Consider the following 15,768-nt stretch of genomic DNA (forward strand, 5'->3'; position numbering starts at 1 on the left):
AGAAGCCCCCATGCGCCCCATCCCAGCCACCCCAAAAGACATCGGCGACGGCGAAGACCGCCCGGTGGACCTGCAATCGCCCGAGGTGCCGCCCGCCATTCGCGCCAAGGTGCTGGCCACGGCGCAGCCGGGTGACCAGTTGTGGCGCTGCCCGCGCCTGGCGGCGCCACGCGGGGCGCTGGGCCTGCTGGGGGTGGGCCAGCGCGATGCGGTGATCGAGTGGTGGCTGCTGGATGTCGGCGGCGAACCGATCGAGGCGTTCTGGGAGGTTTAAGCAAAATTGGCCGCGGGCGCTTATGGAATAAGCGCGAGCAGCTATTGTTTTGATACCGCTCTTGCACAACCCAAGCTGGGTGCGGGCGCTGCTGCGGCACCGCACTACACTCTGTGCCTTTCCTCTTTCTCGCATTCCCCATGACGTATTGCGTCGCCATCAAACTCAATGCCGGGCTGGTTTTCCTGTCCGATTCGCGCACCAATGCCGGACTCGACCAGATCAGTTCATTTCGCAAGATGATGGTCTACGAGAAAGCGGGCGAGCGCTTCATGGTGCTGCTGTCGGCGGGTAACCTGAGCATTTCGCAGTCGGTGCGCGAAATTTTGCAGACCACCCAGATCAAGGACGATGCCGACGGCGAGCCCATCACCATCTGGAACGCCAAAAGCATGTTTGACGCCGCCCGCGTGCTGGGCGCCGCCGTGCGCCATGTGCATGAGCGCGATGGCGCGGCACTCAAGCGCGCGGGGGTTGATTTCAATGTGTCGCTGGTGTTTGGCGGCCAGATCCAGGGCGAGGGCATGCGCCTGTTTCAGGTGTATTCGGCGGGCAATTTCATTGAATCGACGGCAGAAACGCCGTATTTTCAGGTGGGCGAGTCGAAATACGGCAAGCCCGTGCTCGACCGCGTGCTCACGCCCGAGACACCGCTCGACGAGGCCGCCAAGTGCGCGCTGGTGTCGATGGACAGCACGCTCAAGTCCAACCTTTCGGTGGGGCTGCCCATGGACCTGGTGGTGTATGAAGCCGACCGCTTCACCACCGAAAAGATCGTGTGCATTGACGAGCAGAACCCCTACTTTCGGATGCTGCATGACAGCTGGGGCCAAAAGCTGCGCGCGGTATTCGACAGCATCGAGGACCCGGCGTGGGACGGCGGCTCGACCGATGCGCCCATTTTGGTGAACCCGGCGCGCAGCAAGCCGCTCAAAAAGATCACCAATTTCCGTGACAAGCTGATCTGAGCTTGCACACACCCTGACTGATTGATGGCCAAGATCGTTTTTTCGCACGGCAACAGCTTTCCGGCTGGCACCTACAACGTCCTTTTCGCGCACCTGCGTCAACGCGGTTTCGAGGTGACCGCCGTCGACCGCTTTGGCCACGATGCGCAATACCCGGTCACCAGCAACTGGCCGCACCTGGTGCAGCAGCTGGCCGACTTTGCCGCGCAGCAGGTGCAGGCTTCGGGCGAGCGCGTTTTTCTGGTGGGGCATTCGCTGGGCGGCATTCTGAGCGTGATGGCGGCCGCGCAGCACCCCGATCTGGCGCGCGGCGTGTTGATGCTCGACTCGCCGCTGATCAGCGGCTGGCGCGCCACCACCGTGGGCGTGGCCAAGCGCACGCAGGTGGTAAGCGCCGTGTCACCCGGCCGCGTCAGCCGCCAGCGCCGCATGAGCTGGGCCAGCACCGACGAGGCGCTGGAGCACTTCCTCAAAAAGGAGGTGTTCACGCGCTGGGACCCGCAGGTGCTGCACGACTATGTCACCCACGGCCTGCACGACAAGGACGGGCGCCGGGTGCTGGGCTTTGACCGCACGGTGGAAACCGCCATTTACAACACACTGCCCCACAACCTGGACCGCCTGCTGCGCAGGCACCCACTGCGCTGCCCGACCGCATTCATCGGCGGGCTCGACTCGGTAGAGATGCGCCAGGTGGGCATGGCGCTGACGCGGCGTATCACCGGCGGGCGCATCATGATGCTCGACGGCAGCCACCTGTTCCCCATGGAGCAGCCGCTGGCCACCGCAGCAGCCATCGAAGCGGCCTTGCTGAACCTGGCTTCGATCGCGCCCTGATCCCGGGCCGCGCAGACGCGCAGGCCGGGGCCAAAAATATTGACATACCGATTTCGAACGAGTCCGCTACACTGACACGTTACAAAACGATACGCCCGTCCATGACGCCGCAGCCCTCCGCCCCGAACCTGTCTTTTCAGGACATGCGGCGGCACGCCGACCCCTTGGGTGACGGCACCATCGCGCGAATCCTGGGCGATTGGCCAACGCAGGGCTGGCCCGGCGACGATGCCCCTCAGTGGAAGCGCATCGCCGAGGTCAACCGGCTGTTTGGCGAGTGGGCGGACAACGCCAGTCTCTTGCACTGGCAGGCGCCCAGCATGGTGCTCGGCGAAGAGGCCGCCCAGGCACTGACGGACTATGTGCGGCAGGCCCAGGCGCTGCCTCCGTGGGCCGACCCGCAAAAAATCCAGCGCGCCGAGCGGCTGTTCATGGAGCATGGCGCGCTGTCGTGCATCCTGCTGTTTTGCTCCAGCCTGCCCGAGTGTTACGTGCGGCCCGACCTGGCCGACGTGCTGCATACGGCAGGCCAGCTGGAGCAACACACCGAGTACCGCATTCGCTCGACCGCGGCGATGATCTTCCCCGTGATGATGCGCGGCGGCCTGGATGCAATGGGCGGCGCGGGCATTGCGCAGACCCTCAAGGTGCGGCTCATCCATTCGACCATCCGCAACCTGATCTTGCGCGGTGCGCCCCCCGATGCCCTGCAGGCCTGCCTGAGTGCGCTGCCCCCGCTGGCCCAGCCCGCCGCAAAGCCCACGCTCTACCAAACGCTCTTTGCCCGGGGCTGGAACGTGGCCGACAGCGGCCTGCCCTGCAATCAGGAGGAGCTGGCCTACACGCTGCTCACGTTCAGCCATGTGTTTCTGCGCAGCCTGCGGCGCCTGGGCATCGGCCTGCCCCGTGCCGACGAAGAAGCCTATCTGCACGCCTGGAACGTGGTGGGCCATGTGCTTGGCATCGAGCGCGGCCTGATGGCCGACACGATGGAGCAGGCGGCCAGCCTGTTCGCGCGGATGCAGGCGCAGGGCCGCAGCCAGGCCCTGGTGCCCGACCCGCGCCCGGCGCTGGGGACCGCGCTCATGCAGACCATGGCCCAGTCGATCCCCTGGCCCGTGGTACAGCCGATTCCCGTGCTGCTCACGCGCTACTTGTGCGGCCGCGAAACGGCGCACGACCTGGGCCTTGATCGACGCGTGCCGCTGGCCTCATCCGCGTTGTTTTGGGCCATGCTGCTGCTGGCCCGTGGCATCGACACCCTGGTGCGCCGGTGGCGGCCCCGGTTTTCCATCTCGCGAACGTTGACGCGGGTGCTGGGCTACCACTTCATGAGCCGCGTGCTCATGAGCCAGACACGCCCGCTGCAATTGCCCGACGGCCTGCTCAACCAGCTCGATGCCGTCGTCAAGGGCTGGAGCGAAGACCCCCACGCCCCCGCATGGCTCAACCAGCTGGAGGACCGGCTGACCACGCATGGCAGCTGGAACCCGGGCGTGGCGCGCAGCCGCGCAGCGCCATGAAGTTACTCACCCCCTCGCCGATGTTTGCTCGCTACAGCCTTCTCATGACATGGATGCGGCATTGGCACGCTGGGCGCTGCGCTGGCACCAGGCTGTGGCTGCGGTCAGTGCTGTCGGTGCTTTCTGTGCTGGGTTGGCTGACATGGTCGGCGGCGGCCCATGCGGCAGCGCCCCTGCAACTCACGCCTGGCAGCCAGACGCTCGACGCCTGGCCCGCCATCACCCTCCAGGCCGATGACACCCTCGGACGCAGTGCGCAGGAGATGCTGGGACGACTGGAGGATTTCAAAGCACCCGCAAACCTGAACGGATCGCTGGGCGTACGCGACAAGCAAGCGATGTGGCTGCGCGTTCCCCTGGAGGCTTCCCGGACGCCCGGCAGCCCCTGGGCCATCTACGTCGGCTACAGCTCACTGCAGGAAGTGGATATTTACCTCACCAGCGAAGGCCAGGTGCTTCAGCAGGCTTTGCTGGGCTACATGCGCCCGCCCGACAAGACCACCTTGTCGAGCCGTGTCCCGGCCATGCTGCTGAACCTGCAGGCAGGCCAAAGCTATGACGTGTTGATCCGCATCCGCACGCTGGGGCCCATGATCTTGCCCATCAGTGTCAGCGAACTTCCCCACGGACTGTACCTGGCCCAGCGCGAGCAGATGCTGCAGGGGCTGCTGATCGGGCTGGCGTTTTGCCTGCTGGTGTACAGCTTGATCCAGTGGGCCAGCCAGCGCGAGCGGCTGTTTGCCTACTATGAACTGGTCGTGCTGGGTAGCACGGGCTTTTCCATCCAGTTTTTTGGTATTGGCGCGCAGTTTCTCTGGCCGGGCAATGTGTGGATGGGGAGCCATGCGGGCATCACGGCGGGGCTGATGGCTCTGGCGGGGTCTTTTCTTTTCCTGAACCACGTCCTGGTGGGGCCGACCACGCAGGGCCTCTACCCACGCGTGATGCACGCCGGTGCTGCGGTCACCACGCTAGTAGGCCTGGCTTTCGTTTTCGACCTTTTGACGCCCCGTGGCGCCACGATTTTCATGAGCCTGGTCGGCCCGCTGCCATCGCTGCTCAGCATTCCTGCAGCACTGCGGCGGGTGCGCGAGAAAGACCCGATCGGCACCACCCTGCTGGTCGCATGGCTTGCCTATGGCTTGGCAGCCGTCGTAATGGTGTGCCTGGTGCAGGGCTGGGTGCCCGCCAATTTCTGGATGATGCACTCGTTTCAGTTCGGCGCAACCATCGACATGCTGCTGTTCATGCGTGTGCTGGGCCTGCGCAGCAAGGCGCTGCACCTCGCGGCACTCGATGCGCACCGCGAGCGTGACGCCATGCACTCGCTCGCCCACACCGATCCGCTGACCGGCCTGCCCAACCGCCGCGGCCTGTATGCGGAGCTGGCCAACAGCCTGCAGCGTTGTGACCCCCACCACCTGGTGGCGGTGTACCTGCTCGACCTGGACGGCTTCAAGCCCGTCAACGACCAGTACGGCCACGATGTCGGCGACGAACTGCTGGTTGCCGTGGCGCAACGCCTGCGCGGCCATCTGCGCGAGTCGGACGTGGTGGCGCGCCTGGGCGGCGATGAGTTCGTGGTCATGACCCCGCTGCTCAAACAGCCCGAACAGGCGCACGATCTGGGAATGAAGCTGCTCGACGCTTTTCGCTCGCCCTTCGCGCTGGGCAATCGGCAGGTCTGGGTAGGCCTGACCATTGGCTATGCCCTTGCCCCCCACGACGGCAGTGACGCCATGGGCCTGCTTAGGCTCGCAGACGCCGCCATGTACAGCGGCAAGCAGGCCGGCAAGTTCTGCCTGCGCCGCAACACGGGCGACCTCGCACTGGCTTCCGCCTGAGGCGCGAACCAGCACACGCCCGCGCCGGGCTCAGCTCAACGGCAGCAGCGGTAGGCCAGCCCCAGTGAGGCGGAGAAGGAAGTGGGCCGCACCGTCAGCGGGCTGCGGCGCGCGTCACCCTGAACCTGCGAAGCGCCCACGCCGCCCCACACCACCCAGTGGCGGCTGAGCGCCGTCATGACATCCACGCCCAGGTCAACGCTGTAAAGACCGCCCCCAGGCTCGTAGGCGGGCAACCGGCTGGGCCCCGCACCGCCCGCCACGGCAGGCACACCAAACCTGGCGCGCAAGTAGGTGCGGTCGCCAAAACTGGCGCCTGCACCAAAAACCACGCGGGTCTGCTGGGTGACGGGCAGGGTGTAGGACACGCTGGTGTTCAGCTGCGCGCCCCCGTCTCGCCCCAGAATGTCTTGCGACAACCCTGCGCCCACCGACCACCGGGGAGTGATGGCATAACCCGCGCTGATTCGGGCGCGCAAGGTGGATTGCACCTCGGGCAGTCCGGACAGCAGCGGCGAATCGCCGCTCTTGCGGCCGTTGTCCAGGCGCAGCGATGCGCTCAGGTTGAACTGGTCGTTTTCAGCCAGGACAGCGGTGGCGCCCGATTCGCGCTGCTCCAGCCCGTGCCCCATGAGCGTGCTGCCGCGCGATGTGCTCAGGCGAAACCGCCCATATTCGAGCGCCCACGCCGGGCGCACGTGCACCGAACGGCCATCGCCACCCGCATAGTCCGGGCCGCTGCTGACAATGGCGCCCAGCACATAGTTGAGCTTGGTTGACTCGTTTGCCTTGGGGGCCGCTGGCGCTTCATCGGCCATGGCAGGCAAACCGAAGCCCAGGCCCCACAACACAGTGCAGCCCCAAAGGCCCCGGCAAATACGCAGCATGCAAGTCATGGCGCCATTATCAGCCCGCCCACTGCACCAGGCCAGACCATGCCGAAACCAGCACCACCACCCCAAACACGATGCGGTAGTAGGCAAATGGCACAAAACTGTGGGTGCTGATATAGCGCAGCAGCCAGCGCACGCACAACCAGGCGCTGATGAACGAGAACACCAGCCCCACGGAAAACATCGGAATGTCTGCCGCAGTCAGCAGCGCCCGCTCCTTGTACAGGCTGTAAGCCCCCGCGCCAATCAGCGTGGGAATGGCCAGAAAGAACGAAAAATCCGTGGCGGCCTTGCGCGACAGGCCCAGCAGCATGCCGCCGATGATGGTGGCGCCACTGCGGCTGGTGCCCGGCACCATGGCCAGGCACTGCACCAGGCCCACTTTCAGGGCATCCAGCGCGGTCATGTCCTCCACCTCATGGATACGGGTGGCCGTAGACGGGCGGCGTTCGGCCCACAAGATGATGAAGCCGCCAATGATGAAGGTGCTGGCCACCACCACGGGGGTGAACAGATGGGCCTTGATGGCCTTGCCAAACAACAGCCCCAGCAACACCGCCGGCACAAAGGCAATCAGCACATTCAGCGCAAACCGTTGCGCCTGCTGCTCCGTGGGCAGCGCCGCCAGCGTGGCACGGATCTTTTGCCAATACACCAGGATGACGGCAAAGATGGCGCCCGTCTGGATGGCAATGTCGAACACCTGGGCCTTGGCATCGTCAAAACCCAAGAGCGAGCCCGCAAGAATCAGGTGACCGGTGGAGGAGATGGGAAGAAACTCTGTCAGACCCTCCACCACGCCCATGATGGCGGCCTTGACCAGCAAAACAATGTCCACGCGATCGCCCCTTTTGACCAGATAAAGCGCGAATTATCCGTTGCATCGCCCCTGATGCGCCTTCCCGCGCGCGGACGCCGTCGCCTTTCACGCTGCGGCAAGCGCATTTCACCCCCCGGCCCTGCAGCCTGTCGCAGCGTGCTGGCCTGGCCAGACACCACCGTGCACAGTGTGCTTGAACCTCTGCAGGCCCTGCCTGCATCGGCCACCGCCAACAGGAGCACAACATGCGGATCCAGATCGCCACCCACCAACCTCGGAGGCTGCCTGCCATCGTCCAACACACGCCCGTCTGGGTGTGGGGTCTGCTGGCGGCCCTGCTGTGGCTGGGCATCTTGCTCGCCAAGTGCATCGTGGGCGCGGTACCGGCCTTACAACCCGCACTGGCACACGACACCGGCGTTGCGCTGCAGTGGCTGCGCGGCACCTTTTCTTGAAAGAAAAGGCAAGGATCATGGGATCAGGTACCAAGCGAACGCAAAGGGACTACACGCTGGCTTTTAAGCTGACAGTGGTCGAACAGGTAGAAAAAGGCGAGTTGACACACAAGCAGGCGCAGCCGCGCTACGGGATCCAAGGGAGATCGACGGTGTTGGTGTGGCTGCGCAAGCACGGCCGCCAGGGCTGGGGCGCTGGGGCATCATGTTCGGCCATTTCCCGCCGGATGGCCACTGACACGGACGTGCCACGCCTTGTGGCATCGTTGTCCATTGGAGGCGGGTTTCGGCCAGGATAAGGTTTATGAAGTGTTGGAACTGCAAAAAATCATCGGTGTACAGCACAAGGCGCGGGCCGCCGCGCCTACCGGGGCTATGGGCAAAGGCCACAACGCAGCGCTGCGCGCGCAGGACAACTGCAATCCGACATGGGGGTGTTGACATGGCGCCGGGATTTTTCCGCACAATAGGTACCGCACCCACAAGGTTGACCAGCGCGTCAACGGGTGACGAAACGAAGCTGCGGGTCAGACGCGGTGCGCAGCAGGTGTTTGCCTGCGCGGCCCACCGTTTGTTCTCGATGCCTGACGTCATTGGGTTGAATTTTTCACCCGTTTTTCCCTGAAGAGAAAGTCCCTCATGCAACTCTACTTTTCAGCCGGCCTGATATTCGCCATTGTCTTGTGGGGGGTCATCGCCCCCGCATCGCTGGGCGGGCTCTTCGACATGCTGCTGGCAGTCATCACACGCGACTTCGGCTGGCTCTACCTGTGGGTGGTGCTGGGCCTGGTGGTGCTGGCGATGGTGCTGGCTTTCAGCCGCTACGGCGACCTCAAGCTGGGCACTGAAGACGATGAGCCGGAGTTCTCCCTCACGTCCTGGTTTGCCATGCTGTTTGCCGCCGGCATGGGCATTGGCCTGGTTTTCTGGGGTGTGGCCGAGCCGATCTCCCATTACGGTGTGCCACCGCCCGGCATTGCGGCCAACACGCCCGAAGCGGCCAACGCCGCCATGCGCTACAGCTTCTTCCACTGGGGTCTTCACCCATGGGCGGTCTACAGCATCGTGGCGCTGGCAATTGCCTTCTTCCAGTTCCGCAAGGGCGGGTCCGCGCTGGTGAGCACGGCGGTTGAATCGTTGCCGTGGGCGCCACTCAAAAAGCTCGGACCGGTGGTCAACGTGCTGGCCGTGATCGCCACCGCGTTTGGCGTGGCGGCTTCGCTGGGCATGGGCGCGCTGCAGATCAACAGCGGCCTCAATTCGCTGCTGGGTCTGCCGGTTGGCGATGCATCTCAGGTCGGCATCATCGTGGTGACCACCGTGCTGTTTCTCGCATCGGCCGTCACCGGTGTGACCAAGGGCATCAAGTGGCTCTCCAACATCAACCTCACACTGGCTGCGCTGCTGACGCTGGCGGTCTTCGTGATGGGGCCGACCGTGGCCATCATCGACACCTTCACCAGCACGCTGGGCAGCTACGTGAGCGAATTCGTTCGCATGAGCCTGCGCATGACACCGTTTCGCGACAGCGGCTGGATCAGCGGCTGGACCGTTTTCTACTGGGCCTGGTGGGTCAGCTGGTCGCCGTTCGTAGGGCTGTTCATCGCGCGCGTTTCTCGGGGACGCACCATCCGTGAGTTCATCCTGGGCACGGTGCTGGCGCCCACGCTGGCCGCCTTTGTGTGGTTCTCGGTATTCGGCGGCACCGCACTCAACCAGGAAATCATGCAAGGCCTGCCAATGGCCGAAGCCGTGGGTGCCGACGTGTCCACCGCCATGTTCGTACTGTTCGATGCCCTGCCCATGGGTGGCCTGCTCAGTGGCGTGGCCACCGTGCTGGTGCTGGTGTTCTTCGTGACCTCGGGCGACTCTGCCACCCTGGTGCTGGGCATGATGAGCACTGGCGGCCAGGCCAACCCGAGCGCTCGTGTGAAGGTCATCTGGGGCCTGCTGGTCTCAGGCATTGCCATCAGCCTGTTGCTGGCTGGCGGAGTGAAGGCGGTGCAGACCGCCACCATCGTGTTTGCCTTGCCATTCACGCTGGTTATCGTGCTCATGGCCGTGGCCCTGTGGCGCGGCGTGCGCGAGGACTGGGACGACGAACAAAGGCGCGATAAGGCGCTGCGTCGGCGCATGAAGAACTTGCTCGACCAGCCTCCCGTGGCATGACATCCGAACTGTTGCTGGCGGCGGGCAAAAGCTACCTGTTCGTGTTCGCCGCCATCCTGCCCATCCTGAATCCGGCGGCCACAGCGCCAATTTTCCTGAGCCTGACCGAGGGCGCGTCGCCCAGCACGCGCGCGCTGCTGGCGCGGCGCATCGCGCGCAACATGTTTGCGCTCATGGTGGGCTCGATGCTGGTGGGCACCTACGTACTGGAGTTTTTCGGCATTTCGCTTCCCATCGTGCGCGTGGGCGGCGGGCTCATCGTAGCCGCGTCGGCATGGCGCCTGCTCAATGCCAGCCATGCCAGCGACGACCGCCGCACGACTCTCGCCGAGTCGTACACGCCCGAGCAAGCCCGGCGCCAGGCCTTCTACCCACTGACTTTCCCCATCAGCTGCGGGCCGGGCTCGATTGCTGCGGCCATCACGGTAGGCGTAGCGCTGAACGACACGCGCCTGTCGCTGTCCCTGGCCCGCATGGGCGGAGGGGTGCTGGCGCTGCTCACCATCGGTTTGCTGCTCTACCTGGCGTTCCGTTACGCCCAGCAGTTGCTCAAGCCGCTGGGCGAGGCCGGCAGCGTGATTTTTTTGCGTTTGTCGGCCTTCATCCTGTTGTGTCTGGGCGTGCAGATCGTTTGGGATGGGCTCAGCGAGTTGCTGCTCAGTCTGCTGCTGTAAGTAATTGCTTTCGCAAGCCGCGCCCGTTTGCGATGACCTTGCACTACTTCAGCGGCGCCCGCCGCTGCGTGGTGCTATCGCTGCCCGTCCCGGCCCCCTCCGGCTGCGCCCCGTCCCACGGCCCCGCCACATTCTTGAGCAGCGCATTCACCGCTGCCAGCCGCCGGTTGCGCACGTCGATCAGGCTGCGCCGGGCGGCGAGCACGGTGGTCTGGGCGCTCAGCACATTCAGATAGCCGACGGTGCCGGCACGGTACTGGTTGCTCACCACATCCAGCGCGCGCTGGGCGGCGGCCACCGCATCGGTTTGCAGTTGCTGTTCGCGTTCCAGCGCGGTGGCAGCGGCAAGGTTGTCCTCCACTTCCTGCAGCGCGGTCAGCACCGTCTGGCGGTAGATCGCCACGGTCTGGTCGTGCGCGGCGCGGGCCGATTCCAAGGCGGCGCTGCGGGCGCCGCCATCCAGAAGTGAGACGGCCAATGCAGGGCCCAGTGACCAGAACAGGTTGGGGGCGTTCAGCAAATTGGCCAGCTCGGTGCCCCGGTAACCCGCCGCGCCCGACAGCGTGACCGCCGGAAAGAACGCCGCCTGCGCCACGCCGATCTGCGCGTTGGCCGCTGCCACGCGGCGTTCGGCAGCTGCAATATCGGGGCGGCGCTCCAGCAGGCGCGAAGGAAGTTGCGCCGGCACGGCGGGCGGTGCGGGCAGCGTGGCCGTGGCGGGCAGATTGAGCGCGGCCGGCGCCTGCCCGGTGAGCGCGGCCAGCGCGTGCTCCAGCTGGGCGCGGCTGGTCTGCGCTTCGAGTCGTTGCACCTGGGTGGACTTGTACTGCGCCTCGGCCTGCGCCACGTCGGCCGCCGAGGCCACGCCCGCGCGCTGGCGGTTGCGCGTGAGTTGCCAGCTGCGCTCGTACGCGGCCAGGGTGTCGTCCAGCAGTAGCGTCTGCGCCTCGGCGGCGCGCAGCGCGAAATAGGTTTGCGCCACCGTGGCCTGCACCGACAGGCGCATGGCGGCCAGGTCGTCGGCGCTGGCCTCTACGCTGGCGCGCGCGGCATCCACCCCGCCCGAGAGGCGCCCCCACAGGTCCAGCTCCCAACTGGCGTTCAGGCCCAATGCCTGGCTGTTGCGGGTGCGCGCCTGGGCGCTGCTCTCGGCGTTGGTACCGCTGCGCGAGCGCGTGCTGCTGGCCGTGGCGCCCAGGCTGGGCAGGCCTGCGGCGCCAGCACTGTCGAGCGCGGCGCGCGCGGCGCGCAGCCGGGCCACGGCCAGGGCCACGTTCTGGTTGCCGCTGGCGGCGCGCTCTTGCAGCGCATTGAGCGCGGGGTCGGCAAAGAGCGTCCACCACGCGCTGGGCACGCTGTCCTGCGGCTGGGCGGTTTGCCACACGGCGCTGCCTTGCACGCCTTGCTTGTAGGCAGCGGGCACGTCGAGCGCGGGGCGTTCGTGGGGCAGCGGGGTGCCGCAGGCTGTGAGCAGCGCCAAATTTACAAGCGAAAATGGCATCCAGCGCTTACTGGATAAGCGCAAGCAGCTATCAAAATAATAGTTTTTAGTGGCCATCAGAAATCTCCTTGCAGCGCAGGCTTGGGGCCGCCAGACGGGTGGCGGCGCCAGGGCGCCCAGCGCTGCAGGCGCCCGCGCAGCCGGTCCAGCGCCACATACACCACGGGCGTGGTGTAGAGCGTGAGCAGCTGGCTCAGCACCAGCCCGCCCACCACGGCAATGCCCAGGGGTTGGCGCAGCTCGGCGCCATCGGCCCGGTTCAGCGCCAGCGGCAGCGCGCCAAAGATGGCAGCCAGCGTGGTCATGAGGATGGGGCGCAGGCGCAGGCTGCAGGCGCGGTAGATGGACTGCGCGGCCGTGATGTGGCCAGCGCGCTGCCGCACCAGGGCGAAGTCGATCATCATGATGGCGTTTTTCTTGACGATGCCGATCAGCAAAATAACGCCGATGAGCGCGATCAACGAGAACTCGGTCTTGAACAGCATCAGCGCCAGCAGCGCTCCCACCCCGGCAGATGGCAGGGTGGAGAGGATGGTGAGCGGGTGCAGCAGGTTTTCATACAGGATGCCCAGCAAGAGGTAGATGGTGATGATGGCGGCCAGGATCAGCAGCGGCTGGCCCGCCAGCGCGTCCTGAAACGCCCCCGCCGTGCCGCCAAACGTGCTGCGAATTCCCACGGGCACGCCCAGCTCGGCCACCGCGTTGTGCACGGCATCGGTGGCTTGCGACAGCGACACACCCGGCGCCAGGCTGAAGCTCACGGTGCTGGCCGGCGTGCCGCGCTCGTGGCTGACCGACAGCGGGGTGTTGGTGGTGGTGATGCGCGCAAACGCGGTCAGTGGCACCTGCTGGCCCGCGCTGTTGACAAAGAAGAAGCCGCGCAGCGTCTCGGGGCTTTGCAGGTAGCGCGGGGCGGCTTCCATCACCACACGGTATTGGTTGAGCGGGTTGTAGATCACGCCCACCTGGCGCTGGCCGAACGCGTCGTTCAGCGTGGCGTCGATGGTGGCCATGGTCAGGCCCGCGCGCATGGCGGCGTCGCGGTCGATCACCAAGGTGGTCTGCAGGCCATAGTCCGACACGTCGCTGTTCACGTCTTCGAGTTCGGGCAGTTGCGCCAGGGCCTGGCGGATGCGCGGCTCCCAGGTGCGCAGCTCGGCAATGTCGTCGGCCTGCAGGGTGTAGTCAAACGAGGCGCTGCTTTGCCGCCCGCCAATGCGGATGTCACGCTGGGGCGCCATGAACAGGCGCGCGCCGGGCTCGTCTTTCAGTTGCGCGCGCAGGCGGGTGATGACGGCCTCGGACGTCTCCTGCCCCGGCCCGCGCTGGAGCGTCATGAACATCTGCGCCGCGTTGCGCTGCCAGCCACCGGTGAAACCCGTGACATGCTCGACTGCGGGGTCGGCCTGCACGATGGCCAGAAAGCGTTGCAACCGCTGCTCCATGGCCTGGTACGAGGTGGCCTGGTCGGCGCGGATGAAGCCCGAAATGCGGCCCGTGTCCTGCTCGGGCATGAAGCCTTTTTCGATGGCGGTGTAGAGAGTCACATTCAGCCCCACCACCCCGCCCAGCACCAGCAGCACCAGCGGCTGGTGGCGCAGGCACCAGGCCAGGCTGCGCCGGTAGCCGCGCAGGCCCCGGGCCTGCAGGCCATCCACCCAGCGCGAGAAGCGCGCCCACCACGCGGCGCCGGGCGCCGTGGCACCACGGTGCGGCTGCTTGAGCAGCGCCGCGCACATCATGGGCGTGGTGGTGAGCGACACGAGCAGCGACACCAGAATGGCCGCCGACATGACGATGGCGAACTCGTGAAAGAACCGCCCCACGATGCCGCCCATGAACAAAATGGGCACGAACACGGCAATGAGCGACAGGCTCATCGACACCACGGTGAAACCGATCTCGCGCGCGCCGTCCAGCGATGCCTGCAGCGCCGTTTTGCCGCGCTCCATGTGGCGCATGATGTTCTCCAGCACCACGATGGCGTCGTCCACCACGAAGCCGGTGGCAATGGTCAGCGCCATGAGCGAAAGATTGTCGAGCGTGTAGCCCGCCAGGTACATCACGCCAAACGTGCCCGCCAACGACACCGGCACGGCCACTGCCGGGATGAGCGTGGCGCGCCCGTTGCGCAAGAACAGAAACACCACCAGGACCACCAGCGCCACCGCAATCAGCAGGGCATGCTCCACCTCCTTGACCGAGGCGCGCAGCGTGGGCGTGCGGTCAGAGACGATCTCCACGTCGATCGCCGCCGGAATGGAGGCCTTGAGCTGCGGCAGCAGCGCGCGCACGCGGTCCACCGCCTCCAGAATGTTGGCGCTGGGCTGCTTGTACACCTGCAGCAGCACAGCCGGCTTGCCGTTGGCCACACCGAAATTGCGCACGTCCTGCACCGAGTCGGTCACCTCGGCCACATCGGCCAGGCGAATCGCATTGCCGTTTTGCCAGCGCAGCACCAGCGGCGCATAGTCGGCCGCCACGCGGGCCTGGTCGTTGGCGGCAATCTGCCAATAATGGTCTTCGCGCTCCACCGCGCCCAGCGGGCGGTTGGCGTTGGTGCTGCTGATGGCGCCGCGCACCTGCTCCAGCGAGACCCCGTTGGCCGCCAGCCGCACCGGGTCGAGCGACACGCGCACGGCGGGCAGCGCGCCACCGCTCACCGTGGCCTGCCCCACCCCTTCGACCTGCGAGAGCTTTTGCGCCAGCACGGTGGAGGCCGCGTCGTACATCTGCCCGCGCGTGAGCGCGCTGGACGTGAGCGCCAAAATCATGATGGGCGAGTCGGCCGGGTTCACCTTGCGGTAGGTCGGGTTGCTGGGCATGCCCGTGGGCAGCAGCGTGCGCGCGGCGTTGATGGCGGCCTGCACGTCGCGCGCGGCGCTGTCCACGTTGCGGTTCAGGTCGAACTGCAGGGTGATGCTGGTGCTGCCCAGGATGGAACGCGAGGTGATCTCGTTGACCCCGGCAATGGCCCCGAGCGAGCGCTCGAGCGGCGTGGCCACGGTGGCGGCCATGGTGTCGGGGCTGGCGCCAGGCAGGCTGGCACTGACCGAGATGGTGGGGTAATCGACCTGTGGCAGCGGGGCGACGGGGAGCAAAAAGTACGACACGGCGCCCACCAGGGCCAGGCCCAGGGTGAGGAGCGTGGTGGCGATGGGGCGGTGGATGAAGGGGGTGGAGAGGCTCATGGGGTGGGCCTCTGGGGTTTGAGATGTTTTTGGGTTCTAGCGCTTATTGGATAAGCGCTAGCAGCTACTGAACTGATAGCATCCTGTCTCGCCGCGGTTCGCTCGGGTTGAGCTTGTCGAATCCGGGGCTTGTACGCTGGTTTGGACGCATGCCTGGTTTGAGGGCGGGTGCCGGGATATGCGCCCGGCGGCGCACCTTCTTTTCTTGCGTCGCCAAGAAAAGAAGGCAAAAGAAGGCGACCCCCAGTCTGCGACCCCTGCGCTTCGCTACGGGGCAAACCTGCGTCGGGGCGGTTGCGGGGTGCGCCGTGGAACTCGCTTTGCTGCTGCGCAGCGCCGCTCGGACAGCCACGGCGAGTCAGATCACGATGCACGCGCGCTCCGACGCGCGTGCCACCCCACAACCGCCCCGCCGCAGGCGCAGCCAGCAGGGGATGAACATCCAAACAACCATTCGGGTCGTCGCTGCGCTCGACCCGGCCAGAGCTGCGCCCAGCGCGTGGCACATGCGCTGATGAGTTGGGGCCGAGCGAAGCAATGGCCCGAGCGGCTGTTGGGCTCCCACACCCCTCTGTGTGCGCCGAGGAGCGCAGCGGCCAGCGGATCAGGGCTCGCGATA

12 protein-coding genes and 1 pseudogene are annotated in these 15,768 nt (G+C 66.0%); 9 read left to right on the plus strand and 4 right to left on the minus strand.

All coding sequences use genetic code 11. From position 1 onward, the window contains the following. Window positions 1–10 precede the first annotated feature (10 nt). The 5 genes from K226_RS0116815 (at window position 11) to K226_RS0116835 (ending at window position 5,446) form a co-directional block, all read left to right on the plus strand. Window positions 11–274, plus strand: coding sequence for a hypothetical protein (locus K226_RS0116815; protein WP_024815895.1), 264 nt, complete (start codon window positions 11–13; stop codon window positions 272–274). Between the two features lie 140 nt (window positions 275–414). Further along, window positions 415–1,242: a proteasome-type protease gene (locus K226_RS0116820; RefSeq protein ID WP_024815896.1), complete on the plus strand. Its 828-nt coding sequence runs from the start codon at window positions 415–417 to the stop codon at window positions 1,240–1,242. Between the two features lie 24 nt (window positions 1,243–1,266). Then, the gene (locus K226_RS0116825; protein WP_024815897.1) at window positions 1,267–2,079 is read left to right on the plus strand and encodes an alpha/beta fold hydrolase; all 813 of its coding nucleotides are present in this window, start codon (window positions 1,267–1,269) and stop codon (window positions 2,077–2,079) included. Window positions 2,080–2,180: 101 nt separating this feature from the next. Next, window positions 2,181–3,602: an oxygenase MpaB family protein gene (locus K226_RS0116830; protein ID WP_024815898.1), complete on the plus strand. Its 1,422-nt coding sequence runs from the start codon at window positions 2,181–2,183 to the stop codon at window positions 3,600–3,602. Further along, window positions 3,599–5,446, plus strand: coding sequence for a diguanylate cyclase (locus K226_RS0116835; RefSeq protein ID WP_238324285.1), 1,848 nt, complete (start codon window positions 3,599–3,601; stop codon window positions 5,444–5,446). The genes K226_RS0116830 and K226_RS0116835 overlap by 4 nt, the downstream gene beginning before the upstream one ends. A gap of 35 nt (window positions 5,447–5,481) precedes the next feature. On the opposite strand, the gene K226_RS0116840 is transcribed toward K226_RS0116835, so the two are convergent. After that, window positions 5,482–6,342 carry a MipA/OmpV family protein gene (locus K226_RS0116840; RefSeq protein ID WP_238324286.1) on the minus strand — a complete coding sequence of 287 codons (861 nt, stop codon included), beginning with the start codon at window positions 6,340–6,342 and terminating at the stop codon, window positions 5,482–5,484. Window positions 6,343–6,352: 10 nt separating this feature from the next. Further along, a complete protein-coding gene (locus K226_RS0116845) occupies window positions 6,353–7,177 on the minus strand; it encodes an undecaprenyl-diphosphate phosphatase (protein ID WP_024815901.1) in 825 nt (274 codons plus the stop codon). 227 nt (window positions 7,178–7,404) lie between these two features. On the opposite strand from K226_RS0116845, the gene K226_RS0116850 reads away from it, so the two are divergent. The 4 genes and pseudogenes from K226_RS0116850 to K226_RS19165 all read left to right on the plus strand — a co-directional run bounded on the left by K226_RS0116850 (window position 7,405) and on the right by K226_RS19165 (window position 10,457). After that, window positions 7,405–7,614, plus strand: a complete 210-nt coding sequence (locus K226_RS0116850) for a DUF6622 family protein (protein ID WP_024815902.1) — start codon at window positions 7,405–7,407, stop codon at window positions 7,612–7,614. A 17-nt stretch (window positions 7,615–7,631) separates the two neighbouring features. After that, a pseudogene (locus K226_RS19930) lies at window positions 7,632–7,829 on the plus strand (IS3 family transposase); the annotation flags it as partial. 424 nt (window positions 7,830–8,253) lie between these two features. Then, entirely contained in the window at window positions 8,254–9,783 is a 1,530-nt protein-coding gene (locus K226_RS0116860; RefSeq protein WP_024815903.1) for a BCCT family transporter, read from the plus strand. Beyond that, the gene (locus K226_RS19165) at window positions 9,780–10,457 is read left to right on the plus strand and encodes a MarC family protein (protein WP_035242134.1); all 678 of its coding nucleotides are present in this window, start codon (window positions 9,780–9,782) and stop codon (window positions 10,455–10,457) included. Before K226_RS0116860 ends, K226_RS19165 begins: the two co-directional genes overlap by 4 nt. A 43-nt stretch (window positions 10,458–10,500) precedes the next feature. On the opposite strand, the gene K226_RS0116870 is transcribed toward K226_RS19165, so the two are convergent. Together K226_RS0116870 and K226_RS0116875 are read right to left on the minus strand one after the other, a co-directional pair. Further along, window positions 10,501–11,958 (minus strand): efflux transporter outer membrane subunit, encoded by a 1,458-nt coding sequence (locus K226_RS0116870; RefSeq protein ID WP_081739447.1) that lies wholly within the window; start codon window positions 11,956–11,958, stop codon window positions 10,501–10,503. A 56-nt stretch (window positions 11,959–12,014) separates the two neighbouring features. After that, a complete protein-coding gene (locus K226_RS0116875) occupies window positions 12,015–15,149 on the minus strand; it encodes an efflux RND transporter permease subunit (protein ID WP_024815905.1) in 3,135 nt (1,044 codons plus the stop codon). Window positions 15,150–15,768 lie beyond the last annotated feature (619 nt).

The sequence above is a fragment of the Acidovorax sp. JHL-3 genome (genome assembly GCF_000526295.1).
Lineage (GTDB): Bacteria > Pseudomonadota > Gammaproteobacteria > Burkholderiales > Burkholderiaceae_C > Acidovorax > Acidovorax defluvii.

What these genes read in the sequence shown, in the direction of transcription:
- K226_RS0116815 (WP_024815895.1), top strand. Translation starts at nt 11, where the DNA reads ATGCGCCCCATCCCAGCCACCCCAAAAGACATCGGCGACGGCGAAGAC.
- K226_RS0116820 (WP_024815896.1), top strand. Translation starts at nt 415, where the DNA reads ATGACGTATTGCGTCGCCATCAAACTCAATGCCGGGCTGGTTTTCCTG.
- K226_RS0116825 (WP_024815897.1), top strand. Translation starts at nt 1,267, where the DNA reads ATGGCCAAGATCGTTTTTTCGCACGGCAACAGCTTTCCGGCTGGCACC.
- K226_RS0116830 (WP_024815898.1), top strand. Translation starts at nt 2,181, where the DNA reads ATGACGCCGCAGCCCTCCGCCCCGAACCTGTCTTTTCAGGACATGCGG.
- K226_RS0116835 (WP_238324285.1), top strand. Translation starts at nt 3,599, where the DNA reads ATGAAGTTACTCACCCCCTCGCCGATGTTTGCTCGCTACAGCCTTCTC.
- K226_RS0116840 (WP_238324286.1), bottom strand. Translation starts at nt 6,342, where the DNA reads ATGACTTGCATGCTGCGTATTTGCCGGGGCCTTTGGGGCTGCACTGTG.
- K226_RS0116850 (WP_024815902.1), top strand. Translation starts at nt 7,405, where the DNA reads ATGCGGATCCAGATCGCCACCCACCAACCTCGGAGGCTGCCTGCCATC.
- K226_RS0116860 (WP_024815903.1), top strand. Translation starts at nt 8,254, where the DNA reads ATGCAACTCTACTTTTCAGCCGGCCTGATATTCGCCATTGTCTTGTGG.
- K226_RS19165 (WP_035242134.1), top strand. Translation starts at nt 9,780, where the DNA reads ATGACATCCGAACTGTTGCTGGCGGCGGGCAAAAGCTACCTGTTCGTG.
- K226_RS0116870 (WP_081739447.1), bottom strand. Translation starts at nt 11,958, where the DNA reads ATGCCATTTTCGCTTGTAAATTTGGCGCTGCTCACAGCCTGCGGCACC.
- K226_RS0116875 (WP_024815905.1), bottom strand. Translation starts at nt 15,149, where the DNA reads ATGAGCCTCTCCACCCCCTTCATCCACCGCCCCATCGCCACCACGCTC.